19 protein-coding genes and 1 pseudogene are annotated in these 22,978 nt (G+C 56.5%); 12 read left to right on the forward strand and 8 right to left on the reverse strand.

What is annotated here, in order from left to right:
• Positions 1-25: 25 nt before the first annotated feature.
• Positions 26-595, forward strand: coding sequence for a glycine cleavage system transcriptional repressor (locus SPG90_RS11630; RefSeq protein ID WP_023308758.1), 570 nt, complete (start codon positions 26-28; stop codon positions 593-595).
• On the forward strand, positions 595-1,065 hold the full coding sequence (bcp, locus tag SPG90_RS11635; protein WP_023308759.1) for a thioredoxin-dependent thiol peroxidase: 471 nt from the start codon (positions 595-597) through the stop codon (positions 1,063-1,065). The genes SPG90_RS11630 and bcp overlap by 1 nt, the downstream gene beginning before the upstream one ends.
• A gap of 95 nt (positions 1,066-1,160) precedes the next feature.
• Here bcp and SPG90_RS11640 read toward each other — a convergent pair whose 3' ends face one another.
• The gene (locus SPG90_RS11640) at positions 1,161-2,225 is read right to left on the reverse strand and encodes an AI-2E family transporter (RefSeq protein WP_033146172.1); all 1,065 of its coding nucleotides are present in this window, start codon (positions 2,223-2,225) and stop codon (positions 1,161-1,163) included.
• 221 nt (positions 2,226-2,446) lie between these two features.
• Between SPG90_RS11640 and bepA the strand changes: the two genes are divergently transcribed.
• Positions 2,447-3,910: a beta-barrel assembly-enhancing protease gene (gene bepA / locus SPG90_RS11645; protein WP_047652649.1), complete on the forward strand. Its 1,464-nt coding sequence runs from the start codon at positions 2,447-2,449 to the stop codon at positions 3,908-3,910.
• Positions 3,911-3,928: 18 nt separating this feature from the next.
• Entirely contained in the window at positions 3,929-4,285 is a 357-nt protein-coding gene (arsC, locus tag SPG90_RS11650; protein WP_023308762.1) for an arsenate reductase (glutaredoxin), read from the forward strand.
• On the opposite strand, the gene SPG90_RS11655 is transcribed toward arsC, so the two are convergent.
• Positions 4,282-5,106: a helix-turn-helix domain-containing protein gene (locus SPG90_RS11655; RefSeq protein WP_213751373.1), complete on the reverse strand. Its 825-nt coding sequence runs from the start codon at positions 5,104-5,106 to the stop codon at positions 4,282-4,284. The genes arsC and SPG90_RS11655 overlap by 4 nt on opposite strands.
• Positions 5,107-5,252: 146 nt before the next feature.
• Between SPG90_RS11655 and celB the strand changes: the two genes are divergently transcribed.
• The 3 genes and pseudogenes from celB to SPG90_RS11670 all read left to right on the forward strand — a co-directional run bounded on the left by celB (position 5,253) and on the right by SPG90_RS11670 (position 8,990).
• Positions 5,253-6,572: a PTS cellobiose transporter subunit IIC gene (celB, locus tag SPG90_RS11660; RefSeq protein WP_219940073.1), complete on the forward strand. Its 1,320-nt coding sequence runs from the start codon at positions 5,253-5,255 to the stop codon at positions 6,570-6,572.
• Positions 6,573-6,575: 3 nt separating this feature from the next.
• Positions 6,576-7,533 (forward strand): annotated as a pseudogene (locus tag SPG90_RS11665) (N(4)-(beta-N-acetylglucosaminyl)-L-asparaginase).
• A complete protein-coding gene (locus SPG90_RS11670; RefSeq protein WP_322408164.1) occupies positions 7,533-8,990 on the forward strand; it encodes a leucyl aminopeptidase family protein in 1,458 nt (485 codons plus the stop codon). Before SPG90_RS11665 ends, SPG90_RS11670 begins: the two are co-directional and overlap by 1 nt.
• 48 nt (positions 8,991-9,038) lie before the next feature.
• Here SPG90_RS11670 and SPG90_RS11675 read toward each other — a convergent pair whose 3' ends face one another.
• The 4 genes from SPG90_RS11675 to SPG90_RS11690 all read right to left on the reverse strand — a co-directional run bounded on the left by SPG90_RS11675 (position 9,039) and on the right by SPG90_RS11690 (position 13,494).
• Positions 9,039-9,740 carry a DnaA inactivator Hda gene (locus tag SPG90_RS11675; RefSeq protein WP_211438414.1) on the reverse strand — a complete coding sequence of 234 codons (702 nt, stop codon included), beginning with the start codon at positions 9,738-9,740 and terminating at the stop codon, positions 9,039-9,041.
• A gap of 96 nt (positions 9,741-9,836) precedes the next feature.
• Positions 9,837-11,126 (reverse strand): uracil permease, encoded by a 1,290-nt coding sequence (uraA, locus tag SPG90_RS11680; protein WP_045399708.1) that lies wholly within the window; start codon positions 11,124-11,126, stop codon positions 9,837-9,839.
• 83 nt (positions 11,127-11,209) lie between these two features.
• Complete coding sequence (upp, locus tag SPG90_RS11685) at positions 11,210-11,836, reverse strand: uracil phosphoribosyltransferase (RefSeq protein ID WP_023308769.1); 627 nt, start codon at positions 11,834-11,836, stop codon at positions 11,210-11,212.
• Between the two features lie 227 nt (positions 11,837-12,063).
• Complete coding sequence (locus SPG90_RS11690) at positions 12,064-13,494, reverse strand: 6-phospho-beta-glucosidase (RefSeq protein ID WP_039263718.1); 1,431 nt, start codon at positions 13,492-13,494, stop codon at positions 12,064-12,066.
• Between the two features lie 266 nt (positions 13,495-13,760).
• Between SPG90_RS11690 and purM the strand changes: the two genes are divergently transcribed.
• The 4 genes from purM to ppx all read left to right on the forward strand — a co-directional run bounded on the left by purM (position 13,761) and on the right by ppx (position 19,246).
• The gene (gene purM / locus SPG90_RS11695; RefSeq protein ID WP_008501643.1) at positions 13,761-14,798 is read left to right on the forward strand and encodes a phosphoribosylformylglycinamidine cyclo-ligase; all 1,038 of its coding nucleotides are present in this window, start codon (positions 13,761-13,763) and stop codon (positions 14,796-14,798) included.
• Positions 14,795-15,436 carry a phosphoribosylglycinamide formyltransferase gene (gene purN / locus SPG90_RS11700; RefSeq protein ID WP_023308771.1) on the forward strand — a complete coding sequence of 214 codons (642 nt, stop codon included), beginning with the start codon at positions 14,795-14,797 and terminating at the stop codon, positions 15,434-15,436. Before purM ends, purN begins: the two co-directional genes overlap by 4 nt.
• Positions 15,437-15,643: 207 nt before the next feature.
• A complete protein-coding gene (gene ppk1, locus SPG90_RS11705; RefSeq protein WP_109845431.1) occupies positions 15,644-17,704 on the forward strand; it encodes a polyphosphate kinase 1 in 2,061 nt (686 codons plus the stop codon).
• Positions 17,705-17,707: 3 nt separating this feature from the next.
• Positions 17,708-19,246 carry an exopolyphosphatase gene (gene ppx, locus SPG90_RS11710; RefSeq protein WP_163354067.1) on the forward strand — a complete coding sequence of 513 codons (1,539 nt, stop codon included), beginning with the start codon at positions 17,708-17,710 and terminating at the stop codon, positions 19,244-19,246.
• 4 nt (positions 19,247-19,250) lie between these two features.
• On the opposite strand, the gene SPG90_RS11715 is transcribed toward ppx, so the two are convergent.
• Positions 19,251-21,491 carry an EAL domain-containing protein gene (locus tag SPG90_RS11715; RefSeq protein WP_248161666.1) on the reverse strand — a complete coding sequence of 747 codons (2,241 nt, stop codon included), beginning with the start codon at positions 21,489-21,491 and terminating at the stop codon, positions 19,251-19,253.
• A 352-nt stretch (positions 21,492-21,843) separates the two neighbouring features.
• On the opposite strand from SPG90_RS11715, the gene SPG90_RS11720 reads away from it, so the two are divergent.
• On the forward strand, positions 21,844-22,032 hold the full coding sequence (locus tag SPG90_RS11720; RefSeq protein WP_050582901.1) for a YfgG family protein: 189 nt from the start codon (positions 21,844-21,846) through the stop codon (positions 22,030-22,032).
• On the opposite strand, the gene SPG90_RS11725 is transcribed toward SPG90_RS11720, so the two are convergent.
• Positions 22,029-22,919 (reverse strand): LysR family transcriptional regulator, encoded by an 891-nt coding sequence (locus tag SPG90_RS11725; RefSeq protein ID WP_248183591.1) that lies wholly within the window; start codon positions 22,917-22,919, stop codon positions 22,029-22,031. The two genes, SPG90_RS11720 and SPG90_RS11725, sit on opposite strands and share 4 nt — an antisense overlap.
• Between the last annotated feature and the right edge of the window lie 59 nt (positions 22,920-22,978).

Genomic DNA, 22,978 nt, shown 5'->3' on the forward strand with positions numbered 1-22,978 from the left:
TTAACCATGCAAAGGAAGAACAGGTTTGACAACCTCATCACAACATTACCTGGTTATCACTGCGCTGGGTGCCGACAGGCCGGGTATCGTGAACACCATCACCCGTCACGTAAGCAGCTGCGGCTGTAATATCGAAGACAGCCGTCTGGCGATGCTTGGCGAAGAGTTCACATTTATTATGTTGCTTTCCGGGACATGGAACGCCATTACGTTGATTGAATCGACCCTGCCGCTGAAAGGGGCCGAACTGGATTTGCTGATTGTCATGAAGCGCACCACCGCGCGTCCGCGTCCGGCACTGCCTTCTACCGTCTGGGTACAGGTTGAAGTGCCTGATTCTCCACATCTGATTGAGCGTTTCACGGCGCTTTTTGACAGCCATCAGATGAATATTGCCGAACTGGTTTCCCGTACGCAGACAAGCGATGACCATGGTCTTCCGGTGCTGTTTATTCAAATTACCGCGCACAGCCCTGCCTCACAGGATGCGTCAAATATCGAGCAAGCGTTCAAAGCCCTCTGTACAGAATTAAACGCGCAGGGCAGTATAAGCGTCGTCAATTATTCGCAGCACGAACAGGATGGAGTTGAGTAATGAACCCACTGAAAGCCGGTGACATCGCACCGAAATTTAGCTTACCGGATCAAGACGGCGAGCAAGTAAATTTGACCGACTTCCAGGGACAGCGTGTTCTGGTCTATTTCTACCCGAAAGCCATGACCCCCGGCTGCACCGTACAGGCCTGCGGCTTACGCGACAACATGGACGACTTGAAAAAAGTCGGCGTGGAAGTGCTGGGTATCAGCACGGATAAACCAGAAAAGCTGTCACGATTTGCTGAAAAAGAGCTGCTGAACTTCACGCTGCTTTCTGATGAAGACCATCAGGTATGCGAGCAGTTCGGCGTCTGGGGCGAGAAGACGTTTATGGGTAAAACCTACGACGGCATTCACCGCATCAGCTTCCTGATTGACGCTGACGGTAAAGTTGAACATGTGTTTGACGACTTTAAAACCAGCAACCACCACGACGTGGTGTTGAACTGGCTGAAAGAGAACGCCTGATAAACAGCAAAACGGCAACCCAGGTTGCCGTTTTTAGTGTTTTCCCCCTCTCCCATAGGAGAGGGTCGGAGTGAGAGCATCGGGCCGCACAAAAACTACTTCTCTTCCACCGCCGGCACATCCGGCCACGCGTGGACCACGGCTTTAATCAGCGTCGCCAGCGGAATCGCAAAGAACACGCCCCAGAATCCCCACAGCCCGCCGAAAATCACCACGGATAAGATAATCACGAGCGGATGCAGGTTCACCGCTTCGGAGAACAGCACCGGCACCAGCAGGTTACCGTCCAGGCCCTGAATAATCAGGTACACTGCAAAGCAGCTCCAGAACTCTGTGCCCAGCCCAAACTGGAACAGCGCGACCCCAACAACCGGAATGGTCACCACAAACGCGCCGATGTACGGAATCAGGACCGACAGCCCCACCAGCACCGCCAGCAGCAGCGAGTAGTTCAGCCCGAAAATCAGGAAGCCAATCCAGGTGGCTACCCCCACGACAATCATCTCCAGCACCTTGCCGCGAATATAGTTGGTGATCTGCTGGTTCATCTCTTCCCAGACCTGCCCTGCCAGACCGCGGTTGCGCGGCAGAATACGGCGCACGGCGTTGAGCATCTGATCTTTATCTTTCACCAGGAAGAAGACCATCAGCGGCACGAGCACAAGGTAAACCGCCAGCGTCAGCAGCCCTACCAGCGAGGCCAGAGAGTACTTCACCACCGAATCGCCCATCGTCATGATGCGGGCGCGCATATTTTCAGCCATCGCGTCGATAATTCCGGCATCCATCAGGGCCGGATAACGGCGCGGCAGCGTGGCGGCAAAATCAGACAGCTTGTTCAGCATGCCGGGCATGTCGCGGATCAGGTTAATTCCCTGCTGCCAGGCGACCGGCATCACCACAAAAGCCATTAACAGCAGGATGCCGACAAACAGCACCAGCACGATGCTGGTCGCCCAGCGGCGGGAACAGCCGATATGTTCCAGACGCGCCGTGGGCCACTCCAGCAGGTACGCCAGCACAATCGCCACCAGCAGAGGGGCAAGCAGGCCGCTGAAGAAGAACAGAATACCGAACCCGGCAACCAGAATAACCAACAAAGCAATGGCTTCCGGGTCGCTGAACCGACGCCGGTACCACTGCATTAACATTTCGAGCATACAACCCTTCCCTGAATCGAATGGCGGGAGTGAGACGGTGAATTGTATCTAACTGTCACAAAAAAGACTTTCGCTTTTTGTATCCCGATCGCAATCCGCAAAACCCTGATGAATGGGATTTTCTTCATGCTACAACACGGCTACACTCGCAGGGCAGCAGAGATGAACGATATGCCGGTTCATCGGTCAAATTAGCACATCCAACATACAGGACAGTGGTTATGTTCAGGCAATTGAGAAAAACACTGGTTGCAACACTGATTGCCGCGGTGACGGTCGGTCAGGTGTTGCCCGCTTTTGCTGACTCGTCCGATTCATTGCCGGACATGGGCACCACAGCAGGAAGCACGCTCTCTATTGGGCAAGAGATGCAAATGGGGGATTACTATGTTCGCCAGCTGCGCGGCAGCGCCCCGCTGATCAACGACCCTTTGCTGGTGCAGTACATAAACGGGCTGGGGATGCGTCTGGTAGCGCACGCCGACTCGGTAAAGACCCCCTTCCATTTCTATTTAATCAATAATGACGAAATCAACGCCTTCGCCTTCTTTGGCGGTAACGTGGTGCTGCATTCGGCGTTATTCCGTTACTCTGACAACGAAAGCCAGCTGGCCTCGGTAATGGCGCACGAAATTTCGCACGTAACACAACGTCACCTGGCGCGTGCGATGGAAGACCAGAAACGTAACGCTCCCCTCACCTGGGTGGGTGCACTGGGATCGATTCTGCTGGCGATGGCCAGCCCGCAGGCCGGGATGGCAGCGCTGACCGGTACGCTGGCGGGAACACGTCAGGGGATGATCAGCTTTACCCAACAAAACGAGCAGGAAGCGGACCGCATCGGGATTCAGGTGCTGCAGCGCTCGGGCTTTGACCCGCAGGCCATGCCGAGCTTCCTGGAAAAACTGCTCGATCAGGCGCGTTACTCTTCCCGTCCGCCGGAAATCCTGCTGACGCACCCGCTACCTGAAAGCCGACTATCGGACGCGCGTAACCGTGCAAACCAGATGCGTCCTGTGGTGGTCCAGTCTTCGCAGGATTTCTACATGGCGAAAGTGAGAACCCTGGGAATGTACAATTCCGGGCGTAACCAGCTCACCAGTGACCTGCTGGATACCCTGGCGAAAGGCAACGTGCGTGAGAAAAACGCGGCGCAGTATGGTCAGGCGCTCCAGGCGATGGAAGCCAGCAAATACGACGAGGCGCGTAAAGCGCTGCAACCGCTTCTGGCTGCCGACCCGAACAACCCGTGGTACCTCGATCTGTCGACGGATATCGATCTGGGCCAGAAGAAAACGGCCGATGCGATTAACCGTCTGAAGGGGGCGAAAGACGTCCGTACCAACCCGGTGCTGCAGCTTAACCTGGCGAACGCTTACTTACAGGGCGGTCAGCCTGGCGAAGCGGCGACCATTCTGAACCGCTATACCTTTAACAATAAAGACGATCAAAACGGCTGGGATCTGCTCGCTCAGGCGCAAGCCCAGCTCGGCAACCGCGATCAGGAGCTGGCGGCGCGTGCCGAAGGTTTTGCCCTGGTGGGCCGCCTCGATCAGGCGATTTCCGCGCTCAGCAGCGCCAGCTCGCAGGTCAAGCTCGGCAGCCTCCAGCAGGCCCGTTACGACGCGCGTATCGATCAGCTGCGCGGCCTGCAGCAGCGCTTTAAGCCGTACGAGAAGATGTAATAAAGGAGAATTCACGTCATGACAGACGCCGTAAAAATTTATCACAACCCTCGCTGCTCCAAGAGCCGCGATACCCTGAGCCTGCTGAAGTCTAACGGCGTGGAGCCGGAAGTGGTGCTGTACCTCGACACCCCACCTGACGCGCAAACCCTCCGCCAGCTGCTGCACATGCTGGGAATGGGCAGTGCAAGAGAGCTTATGCGCCAGAAAGAAGATCTGTATAAGTCGCTTAACCTGGATGACAGCCGCCTCACCGAGGCTGAGCTGATCCAGGCGATGGTTGAAAATCCAAAGCTGATTGAGCGCCCGATTGTGGTGGCGAACGGCCAGGCGCGCATTGGACGCCCGCCGGAAGACGTGCTCGAGATCCTCTAGTCCTTATGCCGCAGCGCTTCCAGAAAGGCCTGCGGCGTACTCTCTCCCAGCTTTTTCTGCGCTTTTCCGCGGTTGTAAAATTCGCACAGCTGGATCAACAGCTCGCCTGCCGGTTCGCTGTTCAGACGTGGAATGATTTCACATAGCGGCAGATCAACCTGAACGGCGGGATATTGCTGAGGATGCACTGTCACGGTGGTATTGCGTTTTTCAAGCTTCACCTTGAAACCAAAAGTCTCAACAGATTGAATATCTGCCGGACAGGCTTCCAGCGCGTCGTTCGCCCAGCGGGCCAGCAGCTGCGGAGAAATGCCCGCGTACAGCCGGGCGTAGCACCAGCCACTCACGGGTTCACGCGCCCAGAGCAGATACTGTTCTCCGCCATCGTCCATATGCAGCGACAGAGGCTGATAATGTAAAAGGAGTTTTTGCGGCACGATACCTGCCTTCAGCGCCTTTTTTCCCTGCAACGTCGCGCCCTTCTGCTTTATCGAAGCCGGTTTGAGGTAGCGGTTCAGGGTCGCTCGGGACACGGCGATCCCGAGTCCGCTATTGACCATCTGCAGCAGTTCGTCCAGCGGGGCGCCCGTGATATCCCGCAGGGCATTGACCAGCGCAACTTGTTCCTGTCTCAATGCTTTGTGTATCACTTTTGGCGTCGTGTGGTTATCCGAAACCTGCTCGCGGTTGCGCCAGCGCCTGACGGTAGTGACCGAAATGCCCAGCTCGGTAGCCAGTTCCCTGTCGCTTTTATCTGACTGCTGAAGATAGCGACGGATGCGCGGCGTCGTGGTGGCATTAGCATGCAGTTTAATTTCCATCGCAGGATCCTCAGAACCAATCTTATGAGATTTATACTACACCAGCGATTGCTTTGTGACCGATTTCACCTTTCGCTCGCCGCGCTTCACTGATAATCCCCAGACATAACATAAACCACCCCCCTCAATCTTGTACGGAGTTCACAATGAACAATGTTCTGGGATTTCTTGAAGCAAAACTGATGCCGCTGGCGGCCAAAACGGCCCAGCAGCGTCATCTCGGGGCCATTCGCGGCGCTTACGTGTCCTTCATGCCGTTTATCATCGTCGGCTCTATTCTGCTGGTGATTTCGTCGTTCCCGAATCAAGCCTACCAGCAGTTTATGTCTCAGGCCTTTGGTGAGAGCTGGAGCGCCATTATTGAAATCCCCTTCAACGCGGTGTTCTCCACCATGTCGCTGTTCATCAGCTTCCTGGTCGCCTTCCGCCTGGCGGAACACTACGGTGAAGACCGCATCTCCTGCGGTATCCTGGCGCTGGTCGCCTTTCTCATCCTGACGCCCTTTATCAAAGTGGCGGAAAACGGCGGTATTACCGTCATTCCGGTGGAGTGGATTGGCAGCAAAGGGCTGTTCGTGGCGATGATCGGTTCCCTGCTGTGGACGGAGCTGTTCTGCTGGCTCAAGCGCAAAAAACTGGTGATCAAAATGCCGGACGGCGTGCCTCCGGCGGTGCAGGAGTCGTTCGCCGCGCTGATCCCGGCCCTGCTGGTGATGATTCTGGTGCTGGGTATCCGCATCGTATTTGAAAACACCCACTACAACACCATCCACCAGTTTATTTACGAAGTGGTTGCCACGCCGGTGCGCCACTACGGCACCTCTTACTTTGGCGCGCTGATGACGGTATTCAGTATCACCATTCTGTGGTCAGTGGGCATTAACTCCGGCTCGATGATCAACGGCATCATTCGCCCGCTGTGGATGGAGAACCAGACCGACAACATCGCCGCGATTCAGGCAGGCACGACGCCGCCGCACATTATCACCGAACAGTTTTTTGACATGATCTGGATGGGCGGCGCGGGAGCCACGCTGTCGCTGGTGATTGCGATGCTGATTTTCGCCCGTAGCAAAAACATGCGTGAAGTGGCGCGCCTCGGCGCCGGGGCATCGGTGTTTAACATCAACGAACCGATCCTGTTTGGCCTGCCGGTGATCATGAACCCGATCATGCTTATCCCGTTCAACCTGGTGCCGCTGGTGCTGGTCACCGTGCAGTATGTAGCGATGAAGATTGGCGCGGTTGCCGTCACCACCGGGGTGTTTATTCCCTGGACGCTGCCGCCGGTTATCAGCGGCTTTATCGTTACCGGACACCTGAGCGGCAGCGTCATGCAGCTTATCAACCTGCTGATTGGCGCCATGCTGTACCTGCCTTTTATGCGTATCGTGGACAAACAGTACCGCGCGGCGGAAATGGCCACCGTTACGCAAACCGACACCACCCTTGCAAAACAGGAGTAAAGCATGTGGGGAATTATCGCGACCTGGAGAATGGCGCTTGAAGGCGTTACGGAGTCTGCGTCAGCGCTGGCTGCGGGAAAACCGGTCTCTGCAGCGGTGGTGGATGCAGTCGCCGCCGTCGAAGACTTTCCGTTTTATAAATCCGTCGGCTACGGCGGGCTGCCCACCGAAAATGGCGAGGTGGAGCTGGACGCCGCCTACATGGACGGCGATACGCTGGCGTTTGGCGCCGTGGGCAACCTGGTGGATATCGCCAACCCGGTGCGCGTGGCGCATGCGTTAAGCCGCCAGCGCTACAACAAGCCTGCTTGTCGGCCAGGGCGCGCGGGAATGGGCGCTGAGCCAGGGCTTCGCCGACAAAACCATGCTCACTGACCGCGCCATGCAGCACTACCGCAAGCGCTGCCGCGAGACGCTGGATAAGGGCTTAAGCCCTTACGACGGGCATGACACCGTCGGCATTATCGGACTCGATAAACAAGGGTCAATGAGCGTCGCCACCTCCACCAGCGGCCTGTTCATGAAGAAACGTGGTCGACTCGGGGATTCGCCCATTATTGGTTCCGGCTTTTACTGCGACAGTGAAACCGGCGCCGCCACCGCCACGGGCGTCGGTGAAGATCTGATGAAAGGCTGCACCAGCTACGAAATTGTCCGCCGAATGGCGCAGGGTATGACGCCGCAGCAGGCGGCGGATTCAGTGGTGTTCGAGCTGGAAGACAAGCTGATGTCGCGCTTTGGCCGCGCGGGCGATCTTTCCGTGGTGTGCATGAACAAGAGAGGCGAGTTCGGGGCCGCCACCAACATCAAAACGTTCTCGTTTGTGGTGGCGACGGCTCGCCAGCCCCTCACCGTTTTTCGTACCGAACGCCTGCGGGAGAAAACGCATTATTACGCCGTAGACGATGAGTGGATGCAGGCCTATGCCGCGCGGATCCGCGCGCCGATTGAGGAGTCATGATGATTACGTATCAGTTTATCACCGCGCTTTCTGACGCGGCTCCGCAAAGCCATTTGATTGCGTCCGCCTCCTGTACGCATTTTCCCGAAACGGCGCTTGTCGCGGAAATGCGCGAGTCTGCCAGCATCGCTGACACCCGCTTTGGCTGCGCCCCGTTTGCCCGGATCACCCTGCTGCCGGATGCCCTCTGGCAGGATAGCCTGACCGAAGGATTGCTGACGGCGCTGCGCCCGCTGCTGGCCTCGCCCGTCAGCCCCGAGCTGATACTGGACGTTACTGCTATCGACGATGTGGTGCTGGCGCAGGTGCTGCGTTTTCTCTTTAATCAGGCGCACAGGCTGAGCGACCTGAAGCTGAAGAAAACGGATGAATCGGCGGTGCGACTTGCGAACATCACCGCCCTCTGCCTGCCGGAACAGCAGGCAAAACTGGAGGGTGTTTTCCGCCAGCAGCAGGCCATCGCCCACGGCATGGTCGCGGCGCGACGTCTGGCGGATATCCCGTCCGACCGATGCACGCCGCAGTTTGTGGTGGAAGAGGCGCAAAGGCTCTGTGCCGCCTTCCCCGCCCTGCGCTGCGAAGTGCTGAACGAAAAGGCTATTGCTGAGCAGGGTCTGGGGCTGCTGCAGGCCGTTGGCAAAGGGGCGACCTGTCCGCCGCGCCTGCTGGCTATTCATTATGACGGCGTCAACGACGGCCCGGTGCGCTGCTATGTGGGTAAAGGCATTACCTTCGATACCGGTGGCCTGTGGCTGAAGGAAGGCGCGGGCATGTACACCATGAAATACGACATGTGCGGTGCGGCCAACGTGCTGGGGCTGATGCTCACCGTCGCAGAGCTGGCGCTGCCCGTGCGCATCATGGGCGTGCTGGCGCTGGCGGAAAACGCCATCGGCCCGGACGCCATGCAGCCCGGCACGGTAGCAACGGCCTGCAACGGCATCACGGTTGAAATCAACAACACCGATGCCGAAGGCCGACTGGTGCTGGCGGACGCCATCGCCTGGGCCAGCCAGCGGCACCCACAGGCTCAATATATTATTGATATAGCAACGCTAACCGGTGCAGTGGTTAAAGCGCTGGGGTATGAATTCAGTGGTTTAATGACGCAAAATGAGTTGATGCGCGATTTTCTCATCCGAGCCGGGAAAAGAAGCAGTGACGAAGTGTGGTCTTTACCCTTGGATGCCCGCTTGAAAAAGCAGACCGAGAGTACCATCGCCGATCTGTGCAACACGCCGACCAATAATGCAGCAATCAGTGCTTCGGCGGCGTGGCTGCTGCACCACTTTTGCCCGCCGACAATCCCGTGGGCGCATCTGGACATCAGCGGTACGGCGCTATGGCGCGAAAACGGACGGAGCGTGGCGTCGGGAAGACCGATTCCACTTCTGGTTGAGCATTTACAATACGATATTTTGATAATGGAGGAGATGATCAATAAGTACGGAAAATAACGGTTTTCGTAGGCCCGGTAAGGCGTAGCCGCCACCGGGCGAACAAACTCAAAGCTTAAGAATATCTTTCACGAACGGAATGGTCAGCTTGCGCTGGGCGGTAATGGAGGCGCGATCGAGCTGATCGAGCGTGTCAAACAGCGTGCGCATTTCGCGATCCAGCCGCTTGAGCAGGAAGCGCCCCACGTCCTCCGGCAGCTCAAACCCACGCTGCTTTGCGCGCAGCTGTAACGCCTGAAGCTTATCTTCATCCGACAGCGGCTGAAGCTTGTAGATTTGCCCCCAGTCCAGACGAGACGCCAGGTCCGGCAGCCCCAGATTGAGCTGTCTCGGCGGACGATCGCCGGTGATCAGCAGCCGGGTTTTGCCCGACTCCAGGATGCGGTTGTAGAGGTTGAAGATCGCCATTTCCCACGGCTCGTCCCCCGCCACGCACTCGATATTATCGATGCAGACCAGCGAGAGATGTTCCATTCCCTCCAGCACCTCAGGCACGAACCACGTACGCTTATCCAGCGGCACGTAGCCTACTGCATCACCGCGCGCTGAAAGCTCCGCGCAGGCGGCATGCAGCAGATGGCTGCGCCCCGCGCCTTCGCGTGACCAGATATAGATGTATCCGCTGTGATCCTGGCGCAGCACGTTTTGCAGTGCAGCCAGTAAAGAGGGGTTATCACCCGGCCAGAAACTCGCGAAAGTTTCGTCGTCAGGGAGATAAAGTGGCAGAGAGAGCTGTGCCGGTCCGTTCAGAAATACCTCAACCAGAGATCCTACGTAAAATCGGAAAGGAGTTTAACACGGAACCTGCAAGGAGAGAACCGGGCGATCCCTCGCCCGACTTTTCGATCAATGTGACGCTTTTTCGCTTTCGTCCGCGTCCAGTACCACCTCTTCAGGGCGGATCACCGAGATCAGCTTGAAGATCAGGCTCAGGCCCACGCCGACGATGGTCGCCAGCGCCATGCCCTTCAGCTCGGCCGCACCAATGTGCACCTTAGCACCGCTCACGCCGATGATCAGGATAACGGAGGTCAGGATCAGGTTTTGCGCCTTGCTGTAATCCACTTTGGATTCAATCAGCACGCGAATACCGGAGGCGCCGATCACGCCGTACAGCAGCAGAGAAACGCCGCCCATTACCGGCACCGGAATGATCTGAATCGCTGCCGCCAGTTTACCGACGCAGGAGAGCAGAATGGCGATAATCGCCGCGCCGCCGATAACCCAGGTACTGTAGACGCGGGTAATCGCCATCACGCCGATGTTCTCACCGTAGGTGGTGTTTGGCGTCGAGCCAAAGAAACCGGAAATGATGGTGGAGAAACCGTTCGCAAACATGGAGCGGTGCAGGCCCGGGTCGCGGATTAAATCGCGCTTAACGATGTTCGCCGTCACCACCAGGTGGCCGACGTGCTCCGCAATCACCACCAGCGCCGCAGGCAGAATGGTGAAAATAGCAAACCATTCAAAGCGTGGCGTATAGAAGGTTGGAAGGGCGAACCAGTGCGCCTCGGCAATCGGGGTGGTGTCCACCACGCCCATCGCGAAGGAGAGCGCATAGCCCGCCAGCACGCCGATCAGGATCGGGATAATCGCCATAAAGCCGCGGAACAGCACGGAGCCAAACACCGTTACGCCCAGCGTTACCAGCGAGATGATAATGGTTTTGGAATCCGGTGACTGACCGTCAGCAGGCAGCAGACCGGCCATATTCGCCGCGACGCCCGCCAGCTCAAGACCGATGACCGCAACGATTGCGCCCATCGCCGCAGGGGGGAACATCACGTCCAGCCAGCCGGTACCGGCTTTCTTCACAATGAAGGACACCACGCAGAACAGGACGCCACACATGATAAAGCCGCCCAGCGCGACTTCATAACCCAGCGGCAGCAGCAGCAACACCGGCGAGATAAAGGCGAAGCTCGACCCGAGATACGCCGGGATTTTGCCTTTACAGATAAAGAGGTACAGCAGCGTACCGATGCCGTTGAACAGCAGCACGGTGGCCGGGTTAATGTGGAACAGGATTGGCACCAGCACGGTTGCGCCAAACATGGCGAACAGGTGCTGCAAACTAAGCGGGATAGTCTGTAAAAGCGGCGGTCTTTCACTCACCCCGATAGCACGGCGCGTCATAGTGTTTTCCTCTGTGTAGTATTGTTGGTGTTTTATTCAAAAAAAAGCCGACTATCAAAGTCGGCTTATTTATCGTTATTCGATTATTTCGTACCAAAGATCTTATCGCCGGCATCGCCGAGCCCCGGGATGATGTACCCGTGCTCGTTCAGGCCCTGGTCGATAGAGGCGGTATACAGCTCAACGTCCGGGTGCGCTTTTTCCAGCGCAGCGATCCCTTCCGGAGCGGCAACCAGTACCAGTACCTTAATGCTGTTGCAGCCCGCGTTTTTCAGCAGGTCGATGGTGGCGATCATAGAGCCACCGGTCGCGAGCATTGGGTCAACCACCAGCGCCATGCGCTCGTCGATGTTAGAGACCAGCTTCTGGAAGTAAGGAACCGGCTCGAGGGTCTCTTCGTTACGGTAGATACCCACCACGCTGATACGCGCGCTTGGCACGTGCTCCAGCACGCCTTCCATCATGCCGAGACCGGCACGCAGGATTGGCACCACGGTAATTTTCTTACCTTTGATCTGCTCAACCTGCACCGGGCCGTTCCAGCCTTCGATGGTGACTTTTTCGGTTTCCAGATCAGAGGTCGCTTCGTAGGTCAGCAGGCTGCCGACTTCAGATGCCAGTTCGCGAAAACGCTTCGTGCTGATGTCATGCTCACGCATCAGGCCCAACTTGTGTTTAACGAGTGGGTGTTTCACTTCCACAATCTTCATTCTCTTTCTCCTCTGAGGTGGCGTCCGCAAAAAAATCGCGGGATTATACCGCTTTTTTCGGATTAGGCCATACCCATGTTGCTTGACGTATATCAAGCAAAGTGATTTAGAGACAAAAAAACCGGAGGCGAGACTCCGGCCTGGGGGCGGGGTTCTGCCCGGTGGCGCTGCGCTTACGCGGGCCTACGTGTAGTGTAGGTCGGGTAAGCGTTAGCGCCACCCGACAATTACAGGTTCTCGCCGTTGCTCGCAATCACCTGCTTATACCAGTCGAACGATTTCTTTTTACTGCGGTTCAGCGTGCCGTTGCCTTCATTGTCTTTATCCACAAAGATAAAGCCGTAGCGTTTTTTCATTTCGCCCGTGCCGGCAGACACCAGGTCGATACAGCCCCAAGGGGTGTAGCCCATCAGATCCACGCCATCTTCCACCACCGCTTTTTTCATCTCGCGGATGTGGGCGGCCAGATAATCAATACGGTACTGGTCGTTCACCGTGCCGTCGCTCTCCTGCACGTCGATCGCGCCAAAGCCGTTCTCAACGATAAACAGCGGCAGCTGGTAGTGATCCCAGAACCAGTTCAGGGAGTAGCGCAGCCCGACCGGGTCAATCTGCCAGCCCCAGTCGGATTTCTGGACGTACGGGTTAGAGACCAGGCTCTTGCTTTCGTCGTAATCCAGCTGCGGGTTGTCCGCCGTCGCCTTGGTGGCGAAGGACATGTAGTAGCTGAAGCCGATGTAATCGACGCAGCCCTGCTTCAGCGCGGCTTTATCCTCTTCGGTTATATCCAGCGCGAAGCCGCGACGTTCGAAGTAGTTGAGCAGATGCTGCGGGTACTTGCCGCGCACGTGTACGTCGGTGAACCAGTAGCGGCGATGCATGGCGTTCATCGCCATCATCATATCGTCCGGCGCACAGGTCAGCGGGTAGATAGGACACATGGCAATCATGCAGCCAATCTGCAGCGACGGGTTAATCTCGCGCCCCGCCTTCACCGCCAGGGCGCTGGCCACCAGCTCATAGTGCGCCGCCTGGAACATCACCGGTTCACGGTCTTCACCCGGCGCGTACTTCAGCCCGGAGTTCGTGAACGGCGCAAAGTCTTCGTGGAAGTTAGCCTGGTTGTTGATCTCGTTGAAGGTCATCCAGTACTTCACCTTATGCTGGTAGCGCTGGAACACCACTTTTGCAAAACGAACGAAGAAGTCGATCAGCTTACGGTTGCGCCAGCCGCCGTATTCGGTGACCAGATGGAAAGGCATCTCGAAGTGAGACAGGGTGATAACCGGTTCGATGCCGTACTTCAGGCATTCGTCGAACAGATCGTCATAGAATTTCAGGCCAGCCTCGTTAGGCTCAAGCTCGTCACCTTTCGGGAAGATCCGCGTCCAGGCAATAGAGGTGCGGAAGCATTTGAACCCCATCTCGGCAAAGAGTCTGATGTCTTCTTTATAGCGGTGGTAGAAATCAATGGCTTCATGGTTAGGATAATTTTTCCCCTCCAGCACGCCATTGGTGATTTCACGCGGCACGCCGTGCGCGCCCGCGGTCATGACATCGGCCACGCTCACGCCTTTGCCACCCTCTTTCCAGCCGCCTTCCAGCTGGTGCGCCGCAACGGCCCCACCCCACAGAAAATCTGCTTTAAATCCTGACATTCGCTTTCCCTCATTCTGCGTTATTTTCTGCAAAAACAATTACAGAAACCGGTTTCAGTTCGATGATGTGCAAAGGGAATAACCGTTGCAAGCAGTTCTCAGAAACCGGTTTCATTTTCGTGAACAGAGTCAAGTTTGGCTGCATTCACGGGGTGCACAGAAAAAAAGATCTCCACGTCCAGAATAGGCTCGCAAACGTTTGCCTGGACTGTTAGAATTGCGCCGATTTTTCTTACTAGCTATGCAATCGCGTGGGGATTTAAGCCGTGACCAACAAAACTTCTCTCAGCTACAAAGATGCCGGTGTTGATATTGACGCAGGTAATGCGCTGGTTGACCGAATCAAAGGTGTGGTGAAAAAAACCCGCCGCCCGGAAGTGATGGGTGGTCTGGGTGGATTCGGCGCACTGTGCGCGCTGCCGCAAAAATATCGTGAACCTGTTCTGGTCTCGGGTACTGACGGTGTAGGCACCAAGCTGCGCCTGGCGATGGATTTAAAACGTCACGACACGATCGGTATCGATCTGGTCGCGATGTGCGTGAATGACCTGGTGGTTCAGGGCGCAGAGCCGCTGTTCTTCCTCGATTACTACGCGACCGGCAAACTGGACGTAGATACCGCGGCAAGCGTGATTAACGGTATCGCCGAAGGCTGTCTGCAGTCTGGCTGCGCGCTGGTCGGTGGCGAAACCGCAGAAATGCCGGGCATGTATCACGGCGAAGATTATGACGTCGCGGGCTTCTGCGTCGGCGTAGTAGAAAAATCAGAAATTATCGATGGCAGCAAAGTGGCCGATGGCGATGTGCTGATCGCGCTGGCCTCCAGCGGCCCGCACTCTAACGGCTACTCCCTGGTGCGTAAAATCCTCGAAGTGAGCGGCTGTGATCCGCTGACCACCGAGCTTGACGGTAAACCGCTGGCTGACCATCTGCTGGCGCCGACCCGCATCTACGTGAAAAACGTGCTTGAGCTTATCGAGAACGTCGACGTTCACGCTATCGCTCACCTGACCGGCGGCGGCTTCTGGGAAAACATCCCGCGCGTCCTGCCGGACAACACCCAGGCGGTGATCGACGAATCGTCATGGCAGTGGCCAGCCGTGTTTAACTGGCTGCAGACCGCAGGCAACGTGAGCTCTCACGAAATGTACCGCACCTTTAACTGCGGCGTGGGCATGGTTATCGCCCTGCCGGCAAGCGAAGCGGATAAAGCGGTTAAGCTGCTGACTGAAAAAGGTGAAAACGCGTGGAAAATCGGTACGATTAAAGCTTCCGATTCCGAACAGCGTGTGGTCATTGAATGAAAAACATCGTGGTGCTCATTTCCGGCAACGGAAGCAATTTGCAGGCCATCATAGACGCCTGCAAGCAGAAGAAAATCAATGGCACCATTCGGGCAGTTTTCAGCAACAAGGCCGACGCGTTCGGCCTTGAGCGCGCGCGGGAAGCGAACATTCCCGCGCACGCGCTGGAAGCCAGCCAGTTCGCCGGGCGTGAAGCCTTTGACCGCGAGCTGGTGCATGAGATTGATGCCTACGCGCCGGACGTGGTCGTGCTGGCGGGCTATATGCGTATTCTGAGCCCGGCCTTCGTCGAACACTTCGCCGGTCGTCTGCTGAATATCCACCCTTCCCTGCTGCCAAAATATCCCGGCCTGCATACCCATCGTCAGGTTCTGGAAAACGGCGATGAGGAGCACGGTACCTCCGTGCATTTCGTTACCGACGAGCTGGACGGCGGTCCGGTGATCCTGCAGGCGAAAGTTCCGGTCTTTGACGGCGACAGCGAAGAAGACGTGACCGAACGCGTGCAGACCCAGGAACACGCCATTTACCCGCTGGTGGTCAGCTGGTTTGTCGACGGGCGTCTCGAGATGCGCGACGGTGCAGCCTGGCTGGACGGCGTGAAGTTACCCCCGCAGGGTTATGCGGCCGAAGAGTAGTTTGTTATGTCGGGTGGCGCTTCTGCGCTTACCCGACCTGCCTGATGCATTACCCGAATGTCCCCTCCCCAACCCTCTAAATTCCCCAACAAAAAAAATAACTGTCATACTTTTCTGGCACTGTTGGACATATCGTGGAAATGCTCGCCATAATAAGGACGAGACGGATTTACCACGTCCTGTGATTGAACTGGAGTGTGAGCTGTAATGGGTCAGGAAAAGTTATATATCGAGAAAGAGCTAAGCTGGTTAGCATTCAACGAACGTGTACTCCAGGAAGCGGCAGACAAAAGTAACCCGCTGATCGAGCGCATGCGTTTTTTGGGTATTTATTCGAACAACCTGGATGAGTTCTACAAGGTTCGCTTTGCCGAGCTGAAAAGACGCATCATCATCAGCGAAGAACAGGGCTTAAACTCGCACTCGCGGCATCTGCTGGGCAAAATCCAGTCCCGCGTGCTGAAAGCCGATCAGGAATTTGACGGCCTGTATAACGAACTGCTGCTGGAGATGGCGCGCAATCAAATCTTCCTGATTAACGAACGCCAGCTTTCCGTTAACCAACAAAACTGGCTGCGCCACTACTTCAAACACTATCTGCGCCAGCACATTACCCCCATTCTGATCAACCGCGAAACCGATCTGGTGCAGTTTTTGAAAGATGACTACACCTACCTTGCGGTGGAAATTATTCGCGGTGAATCTATCCGTTACGCGCTGCTGGAGATCCCATCCGACAAGGTGCCGCGCTTTGTGAACCTGCCGCCGGAAACCCCGCGCAGACGCAAACCAATGATCCTGCTGGATAACATCCTGCGCTACTGTCTGGACGACATCTTCAAAGGCTTCTTCGATTACGATGCGTTAAACGCCTACTCGATGAAAATGACTCGTGACGCCGAATATGACCTGGTGCACGAGATGGAAGCCAGCCTGATGGAGCTGATGTCATCCAGCCTGAAACAGCGCCTGACGGCTGAACCGGTGCGCTTCGTCTATCAGCGCGATATGCCGGACGCCATGGTGGAGATGCTGCGCGATAAACTGACCATTTCGCGCTATGACTCCATCGTGCCGGGCGGTCGTTACCACAACTTTAAAGACTTTATTGGCTTCCCGAACGTCGGCAAAGCCAATCTGGTGAACAAGCCGCTGCCGCGCCTGCGCCATCTGTGGTTCGATAAATTCCGCAACGGATTCGACGCCATCCGCGAACGCGATGTCCTGCTCTACTATCCGTATCACACGTTTGAGCACGTGCTCGAACTGCTGCGTCAGGCCTCGTTCGATCCGAGCGTGCTGGCGATCAAAATCAACATCTACCGCGTGGCAAAAGATTCCCGCATCATCGACGCGATGATCCATGCGGCGCACAACGCCAAAAAAGTCACCGTGGTGGTTGAGCTGCAGGCGCGCTTCGACGAAGAGGCCAACATTCACTGGGCGCGCCGTCTGACGGAAGCCGGTGTGCACGTCATCTTCTCCGCGCCGGGGCTGAAAATTCACGCCAAGCTGTTCCTGATTTCCCGTAAAGAGGGTGACGATGTGGTGCGCTATGCCCACATCGGTACCGGGAACTTTAACGAGAAAACGGCGCGAATTTATACCGACTACTCGCTCTTAACCGCCGACGCCCGCATTACTAACGAAGTGCGCCGGGTCTTTAACTTTATCGAAAACCCGTACCGTCCGGTGAGCTTTGACTATCTGCTGGTCTCGCCGCAGAACTCGCGCCGCCTGCTGTACGATATGATCGATAAAGAGATCGCCAATGCCCAGAAAGGGCTGTCGTCCGGCATCACGCTGAAGCTTAACAACCTTGTCGATAAAGGGCTGGTGGACAGGCTGTATGCGGCGTCCAGCTCCGGCGTACCGGTTAATCTTCTGATCCGCGGCATGTGCTCGCTGATCCCGGAACTGGAAGGCATCAGCGACAATATTCGCGTGATCAGCATTGTTGACCGCTACCTGGAGCACGATCGGGTCTATATTTTCGATAATGCGGGTGATAAACAGGTCTATCTCTCTTCGGCAGACTGGATGACGCGCAATATTGACTACCGTATTGAAGTCGCGGCACCGCTGCTGGATCCGCGTCTGAAGCAGCAGATCCTCGACATCATCGAGATTCTGTTCAGCGATACCGTGAAAGCACGCTATATCGACAAAGAACTCAGTAACCGCTATGTGCCGCGCGGCAACCGCCGTAAAGTGCGGTCGCAACTGGCGATTTACGACTATATCAAATCACTCGAGCAACCCGATTAACCTATGCCGATAAATGATAAGACCCCACGCCCGCAGGAATTCGCCGCGGTCGATCTTGGCTCTAACAGTTTCCACATGGTCATCGCCCGTGAGGTGGATGGCGCGTTGCAGATCATCGGTCGTCTGAAGCAGCGCGTACACCTGGCGGATGGTCTTGATGAACGCAGCATGCTCAGCGAAGAGGCAATGGAGCGCGGGTTAAACTGCCTGTCGCTGTTTGCTGAGCGCCTGCAGGGCTTCTCGCCCTCCAGCGTGTGCATCGTGGGCACCCACACCCTGCGCCAGGCCCTGAATGCCCCTGAGTTTCTCAAGCGGGCCGAAAAGGTGATCCCCTACCCGATTGAGATCATCTCCGGCAACGAGGAAGCGCGTCTGATCTTCATGGGCGTCGAGCACACCCAGCCGGAAAAAGGGCGCAAGCTGGTTATCGACATCGGCGGCGGTTCTACGGAGCTTGTGATCGGCGAAGACTTTGAGCCGCGCCTGGTGGAAAGCCGCCGTATGGGATGCGTCAGCTTCGCACAGATGTATTTCCCGGGCGGTAGCATCACCCGCGAGAACTTCCAGCGTGCGCGGATGGCGGCCGTCCAGAAGCTGGAAAACCTGGCCTGGCAGTACCGTATCCAGGGCTGGAACGTGGCGCTGGGCGCGTCAGGTACCATCAAAGCGGCGCATGAAGTGCTGCTGGCGATGGGTGAAAAAGACGGGTTTATCACGCCCGAACGCCTGACATTGCTGACCGAAGAGGTGCTGAAGCATAAAAGTTTTGACGCCTTAAGCCTGCCGGGGCTTTCCGACGAGCGTAAGGTGGTCTTCGTTCCGGGGCTGGCCATCCTGTGCGGCGTGTTTGATGCCCTCGCCATTAAAGAGCTGCGCCTTTCCGACGGCGCGCTGCGCGAAGGTGTGCTGTATGAGATGGAAGGCCGCTTCCGCCATCAGGATATTCGCAGCCGCACCGCACAAAGCCTGGCTAACCAGTACAACATCGACCGCGAGCAGGCGAAACGCGTGCTGGACACCACGGTACAGATGTACGAACAGTGGCAGGAGCAGAATCCGAAGCTCGCGCACCCGCAGCTTGCCGCGCTGTTGAAATGGGCCGCGATGCTGCACGAGGTGGGGCTGAACATCAACCACAGCGGGATGCACCGCCATTCGGCCTATATTCTGCAAAACAGCGATCTGCCTGGCTTCAACCAGGAGCAGCAAACCATGATGGCGACCCTGGTGCGTTATCACCGCAAAGCCATCAAGCTCGACGACCTGCCGCGCTTTACGCTGTTCAAGAAAAAACAGTTCCTGCCGCTTATTCAGCTCCTGCGCCTTGGCGTATTGCTCAATAACCAGCGTCAGGCGACAACCACACCGCCCACGCTGAAGCTTAAAACCGACGACCATCACTGGACGCTGAGCTTCCCGCACGACTGGTTCAGCCAGAACGCGCTGGTCCTGCTGGACCTGGAAAAAGAGCAGCAGTACTGGGAAGCGGTCACCGGCTGGCTGCTTAAGATTGAAGAAGAGAGCGCTGACGTCGCCGCGTAACGGTTCAGGCGTCCGCGCAGGACGCCTCTGCTTCCGGCAGTGACTCAAGCGGCACCGGTCTGCCAATCAGATAGCCCTGCACATAATCGATGCCTAGCGCGTGAACCGCGCTACGTATCTCTTCGCTTTCGACATACTCCGCCACCACCAGCATCTTTTTCATGCGCGCCAGATGGCAGATAGACGCCACAATCTGATAATCCAGACTGTTATTGACGATATTGCGAATAAAGCTGCCGTCAATCTTGAGAATATCCGCGTCCACGCTTTTCAGCCGCGCATAGCTCGCATAGCCGGTGCCAAAATCATCAATCGCAATACGTACCCCCATTTTCTGCAGCTGCCGGAGGATGTGTTGCGCCTGCTCCGCATTGCAAAAGGTGCTGCACTCCGTCACTTCAAAGATTAGCTGCCACGGCTCAATGGCGTATTTCGCCAGCAGGCGGCTCACCTCAAGCGGAAACTGCACCCGACACACGGTCGACGGGGCCAGATTAATGGCAAAGCGCTGGCCGGGCAGTCTTTCGCGATGCGCGGCGAGAAAGCGCAGGGTGTGCTCCAGCACCCACAAATCTACCCGGGAAGAGAGACCAAACTCCTGCGCGACGGGCAGGAACTGGTCGGGGGAGATCAATAGCCCGTTTATATCCGACATCCGGAGCAGGACTTCGTGATAGCAATCGCCACGCATGCCGCGAACGGGTTGAACCAGCAGGGTGAATTCGTCGTTATCAAGCGCCTTTTGCAGGCGGCTCATCATCGCGACCTTATCCTTCAGGTTGCGCTGCAAATGGACGGCACCCCGCTGCTGAAGATTTTCCGGATGGTTGGAGGAGAGCGAAAGGTCGGCAACCACGCCCAGCTCGCCCAGCACCAGGTAAAGATGGTTAACCGGGGACCGGACATAGCAATAGCTCACGCCCACCTGCGGCTGCAGCGGCATGCCGTCCCAGACAAAGCGGAACTGCTTGATATGCTCGTCCAGGGCTTCAATCCGCTGCTGGTGCGATTCCGCGTTGAGCCGTACCGCCAGGTCATACCCGGTCAGGTGATACACCAGCTCATTGGGCTGGAGAATGCCATTCACCCACTGCGCCAGCTGCTGCTTGTACTGAATCCGCAGCAACACGCCGTAATTTCGGCCCAGAATTTCCAGCTCCGGAATGCGCAGCAGACAGAGCGCCGACCACGGGTTTTTCGCCAGATCGCGCGACAGCGCCCGCAGGTTAGGCATATGGACGACCGGATCGAGCAGCGCCAGCCTGCGGGAGCGTTTGTTCGCCGCGCGCTGCCGGGTCGCCAGCATCGACATATAAATCACCACGAACGAGAAGACCAGGTAACTGGAAGAGGTGATCGCCAGCTGAATGTCATACCCCGGGTTCACCGGGATATAGCGGTAAAAATAGTGAATAGACACCAGCAGTATCGGCGTCCAGATAAGCGAAATCAGCTTATAGCCAAAACGCATCGCGCCCCAGAGCATCACCGGCATCAGCAGGGAAAGAGTGTAGTTGGTGGTGAAAATGGAGCTGTTCTCATTCATCGGAAGCAGCAGCAGCGAAAGCAGCCCGCCAAGCGCGATAGCCCACACCAGCAACTCAACGACCGTCACCTTTTTGTCTATCTCGGAACGGATCTGCGAGAGAAGGCTTTTGATATAGCGCGGATGTCGAAGCAGGCGGATCAGCAGATAGCTCAGCGGCACCCCCGTCAGACCGCTGACCAGCAGCGTCTGATAGTTGATGAGCGTACGAATATTGAGAGGATTTAATCCCGCAAGGCTCTGACGGCTCTCATACACACCTAAATACACCGCAAACTGAAACAGCACCAGAAATAGCGTCGCGGGGCAGAAGACTTGCCAGAAGATGCGCTGCGCCATCAGCCGCACGTCGCCGTACGCCGTCATATTCCGTCTGGGCGAAAATACCCGGTAGCCTCCCCAGCTGAGCACTAAAGGGACGACAAAGTGGAAGATCCCCGCGACGGTTTCAAACATCCCGACCGACGGGTAATAGCGGATAAACAGCGACAATACGATCCCGGGCAGCGCTTCCAGGCCAAAGAACATCATCAGCGAAAGCAATAATGAGAGGGGTAAATAATAGAGTGCCGCAATGCCGTCGCCCAGCTGCGTGAATGTATTCGCGATGCTCAGCACGGGAAGTAAAACCACAGGCAAAATAAGCGGTAATGCCCACCAGCGGTTTTCATTTTTTTTCAGGAAAGCCAGAATGTTCATAGATGCCCGGTTAAACCCCTTTCGCTCCAGAGGGAAAATAAAGACAGGCATCCAACCTGACGTACGCGCCGCCCGGCGGCGTGCGGGGCGAACAGTATGGAGGAAGGATTTTAAATATCAGGGCCGGGAAGCCGTTGACTTAAATCAAACTACTTTACGCAAATAACTTTTTGCGGCATTTTTTTGAAATTATTTTCTTCATATTATCAATATGGTAAATGCATTAATTAATTTCAATAACATTAATCAATGTAAACATTGACGGTTATTTACACACTTCAGAATTGACCCCATCTTCCCCCTGTGCCTTAATATCCTTGTCGCCCAAAAGGGCTTATCCAGGAAAAACAGAGTGAGTCAGGTCACGCGTATGCGCAAACGACATCAATTTAATACCCGAATGACCCGCATCATACTGCTCATCAGCTTCCTGTTTTTCTTTGGCCGCTTCGTTTACTCTTCAATTGGTGCCTGGTACCACCATCAGGACAAAACCCAGTCGCAGCAATCCAGCCTGACCGTCGACACCACCGATCGCTAAACTGCCGCAGGATGCTGCACGAGCCGAATAATGGCCGCGATCCCTTTGCTGAGGATTTTATCCTGTCGCATTACCACCGCCAGCTGCCGCTGCAGCATGGGCGTAAGCGACATCACGCATAGCCCTTCGCGATCGGCATCCTGTTCGACCGCCATTCGCGGCACAATACTGTAGCCCAGCCCCGCGCGAACCATGCGTTTGATCGCCTCGATGCTGCCAAGCTGCATCACCGGTGCGATCGCTAATCCATTAGCCGCAAACCAGCCATCGATCAGCGCCCGGGTACCGCTGCCTGATTCAAAGGCAATCAGCGGCTGAGCGTGCAGCGCCTCCGGGGTAAAGTCCCTGAAAGCATCCTGCTGCTCCCGCGACGCGATAAAGACAAACTCTTCGTCCATCACCGGCATGACGTCCAGCGCTCTGCCGCTCACCGGCAGCGTCACCAGCCCCATATCGAGCCGGTTCTCTTCGATGGCCCTGACGATGTCGAGGGTGTTGCCCGTCGTCACCCCCACGCTCAGGAGCGGATAGTCCTGGCGCAGCTTCTCCAGCAGCGGGGGCAGAAGATGGATGCAGGCCGTTGCCCCCGTGCCAAGCGTAATGGTGCCGCTCACATCGTGGCTGAATGCGCTCACGGACCGAATGGCGGCATCCACTGCCTGCTGAATACGCTCCCCATGCGCCATCAATGCTTCTCCGGCAGGAGTCGCCTTTATCCCTCGCCCGGTACGCTCCACCAGCCGCGTTTGCAGAAATTGCTCCAGCTGGCGTATTTGCAGGCTGACGGCGGGCTGGGAAATACCCAGCACATCCGCTGCCGCTGAAAAGCTGCCGCGCTGGATCACCAGACGGAACGTGGCGAGATAGCCCAGATTAAGCGTTGTCATTCAAAGTTTCTCTTATACCGCGCATAAGGTTGCTGCCCTGCCAGCACAATAGCGCGCGA

The sequence above is a fragment of the Enterobacter sp. D2 genome (assembly GCF_034427575.1).
Lineage (GTDB): Bacteria > Pseudomonadota > Gammaproteobacteria > Enterobacterales > Enterobacteriaceae > Enterobacter > Enterobacter cloacae_M.

Excerpts from the sequence above, each read along its gene's own strand:
- bcp (WP_023308759.1), top strand. The coding sequence starts at position 595 with ATGAACCCACTGAAAGCCGGTGACATCGCACCGAAATTTAGCTTACCG.
- SPG90_RS11640 (WP_033146172.1), bottom strand. The coding sequence starts at position 2,225 with ATGCTCGAAATGTTAATGCAGTGGTACCGGCGTCGGTTCAGCGACCCG.
- bepA (WP_047652649.1), top strand. The coding sequence starts at position 2,447 with ATGTTCAGGCAATTGAGAAAAACACTGGTTGCAACACTGATTGCCGCG.
- arsC (WP_023308762.1), top strand. The coding sequence starts at position 3,929 with ATGACAGACGCCGTAAAAATTTATCACAACCCTCGCTGCTCCAAGAGC.
- SPG90_RS11655 (WP_213751373.1), bottom strand. The coding sequence starts at position 5,106 with ATGGAAATTAAACTGCATGCTAATGCCACCACGACGCCGCGCATCCGT.
- celB (WP_219940073.1), top strand. The coding sequence starts at position 5,253 with ATGAACAATGTTCTGGGATTTCTTGAAGCAAAACTGATGCCGCTGGCG.
- SPG90_RS11670 (WP_322408164.1), top strand. The coding sequence starts at position 7,533 with ATGATTACGTATCAGTTTATCACCGCGCTTTCTGACGCGGCTCCGCAA.
- uraA (WP_045399708.1), bottom strand. The coding sequence starts at position 11,126 with ATGACGCGCCGTGCTATCGGGGTGAGTGAAAGACCGCCGCTTTTACAG.
- upp (WP_023308769.1), bottom strand. The coding sequence starts at position 11,836 with ATGAAGATTGTGGAAGTGAAACACCCACTCGTTAAACACAAGTTGGGC.
- SPG90_RS11690 (WP_039263718.1), bottom strand. The coding sequence starts at position 13,494 with ATGTCAGGATTTAAAGCAGATTTTCTGTGGGGTGGGGCCGTTGCGGCG.
- purN (WP_023308771.1), top strand. The coding sequence starts at position 14,795 with ATGAAAAACATCGTGGTGCTCATTTCCGGCAACGGAAGCAATTTGCAG.
- ppk1 (WP_109845431.1), top strand. The coding sequence starts at position 15,644 with ATGGGTCAGGAAAAGTTATATATCGAGAAAGAGCTAAGCTGGTTAGCA.
- ppx (WP_163354067.1), top strand. The coding sequence starts at position 17,708 with ATGCCGATAAATGATAAGACCCCACGCCCGCAGGAATTCGCCGCGGTC.
- SPG90_RS11715 (WP_248161666.1), bottom strand. The coding sequence starts at position 21,491 with ATGAACATTCTGGCTTTCCTGAAAAAAAATGAAAACCGCTGGTGGGCA.
- SPG90_RS11725 (WP_248183591.1), bottom strand. The coding sequence starts at position 22,919 with ATGACAACGCTTAATCTGGGCTATCTCGCCACGTTCCGTCTGGTGATC.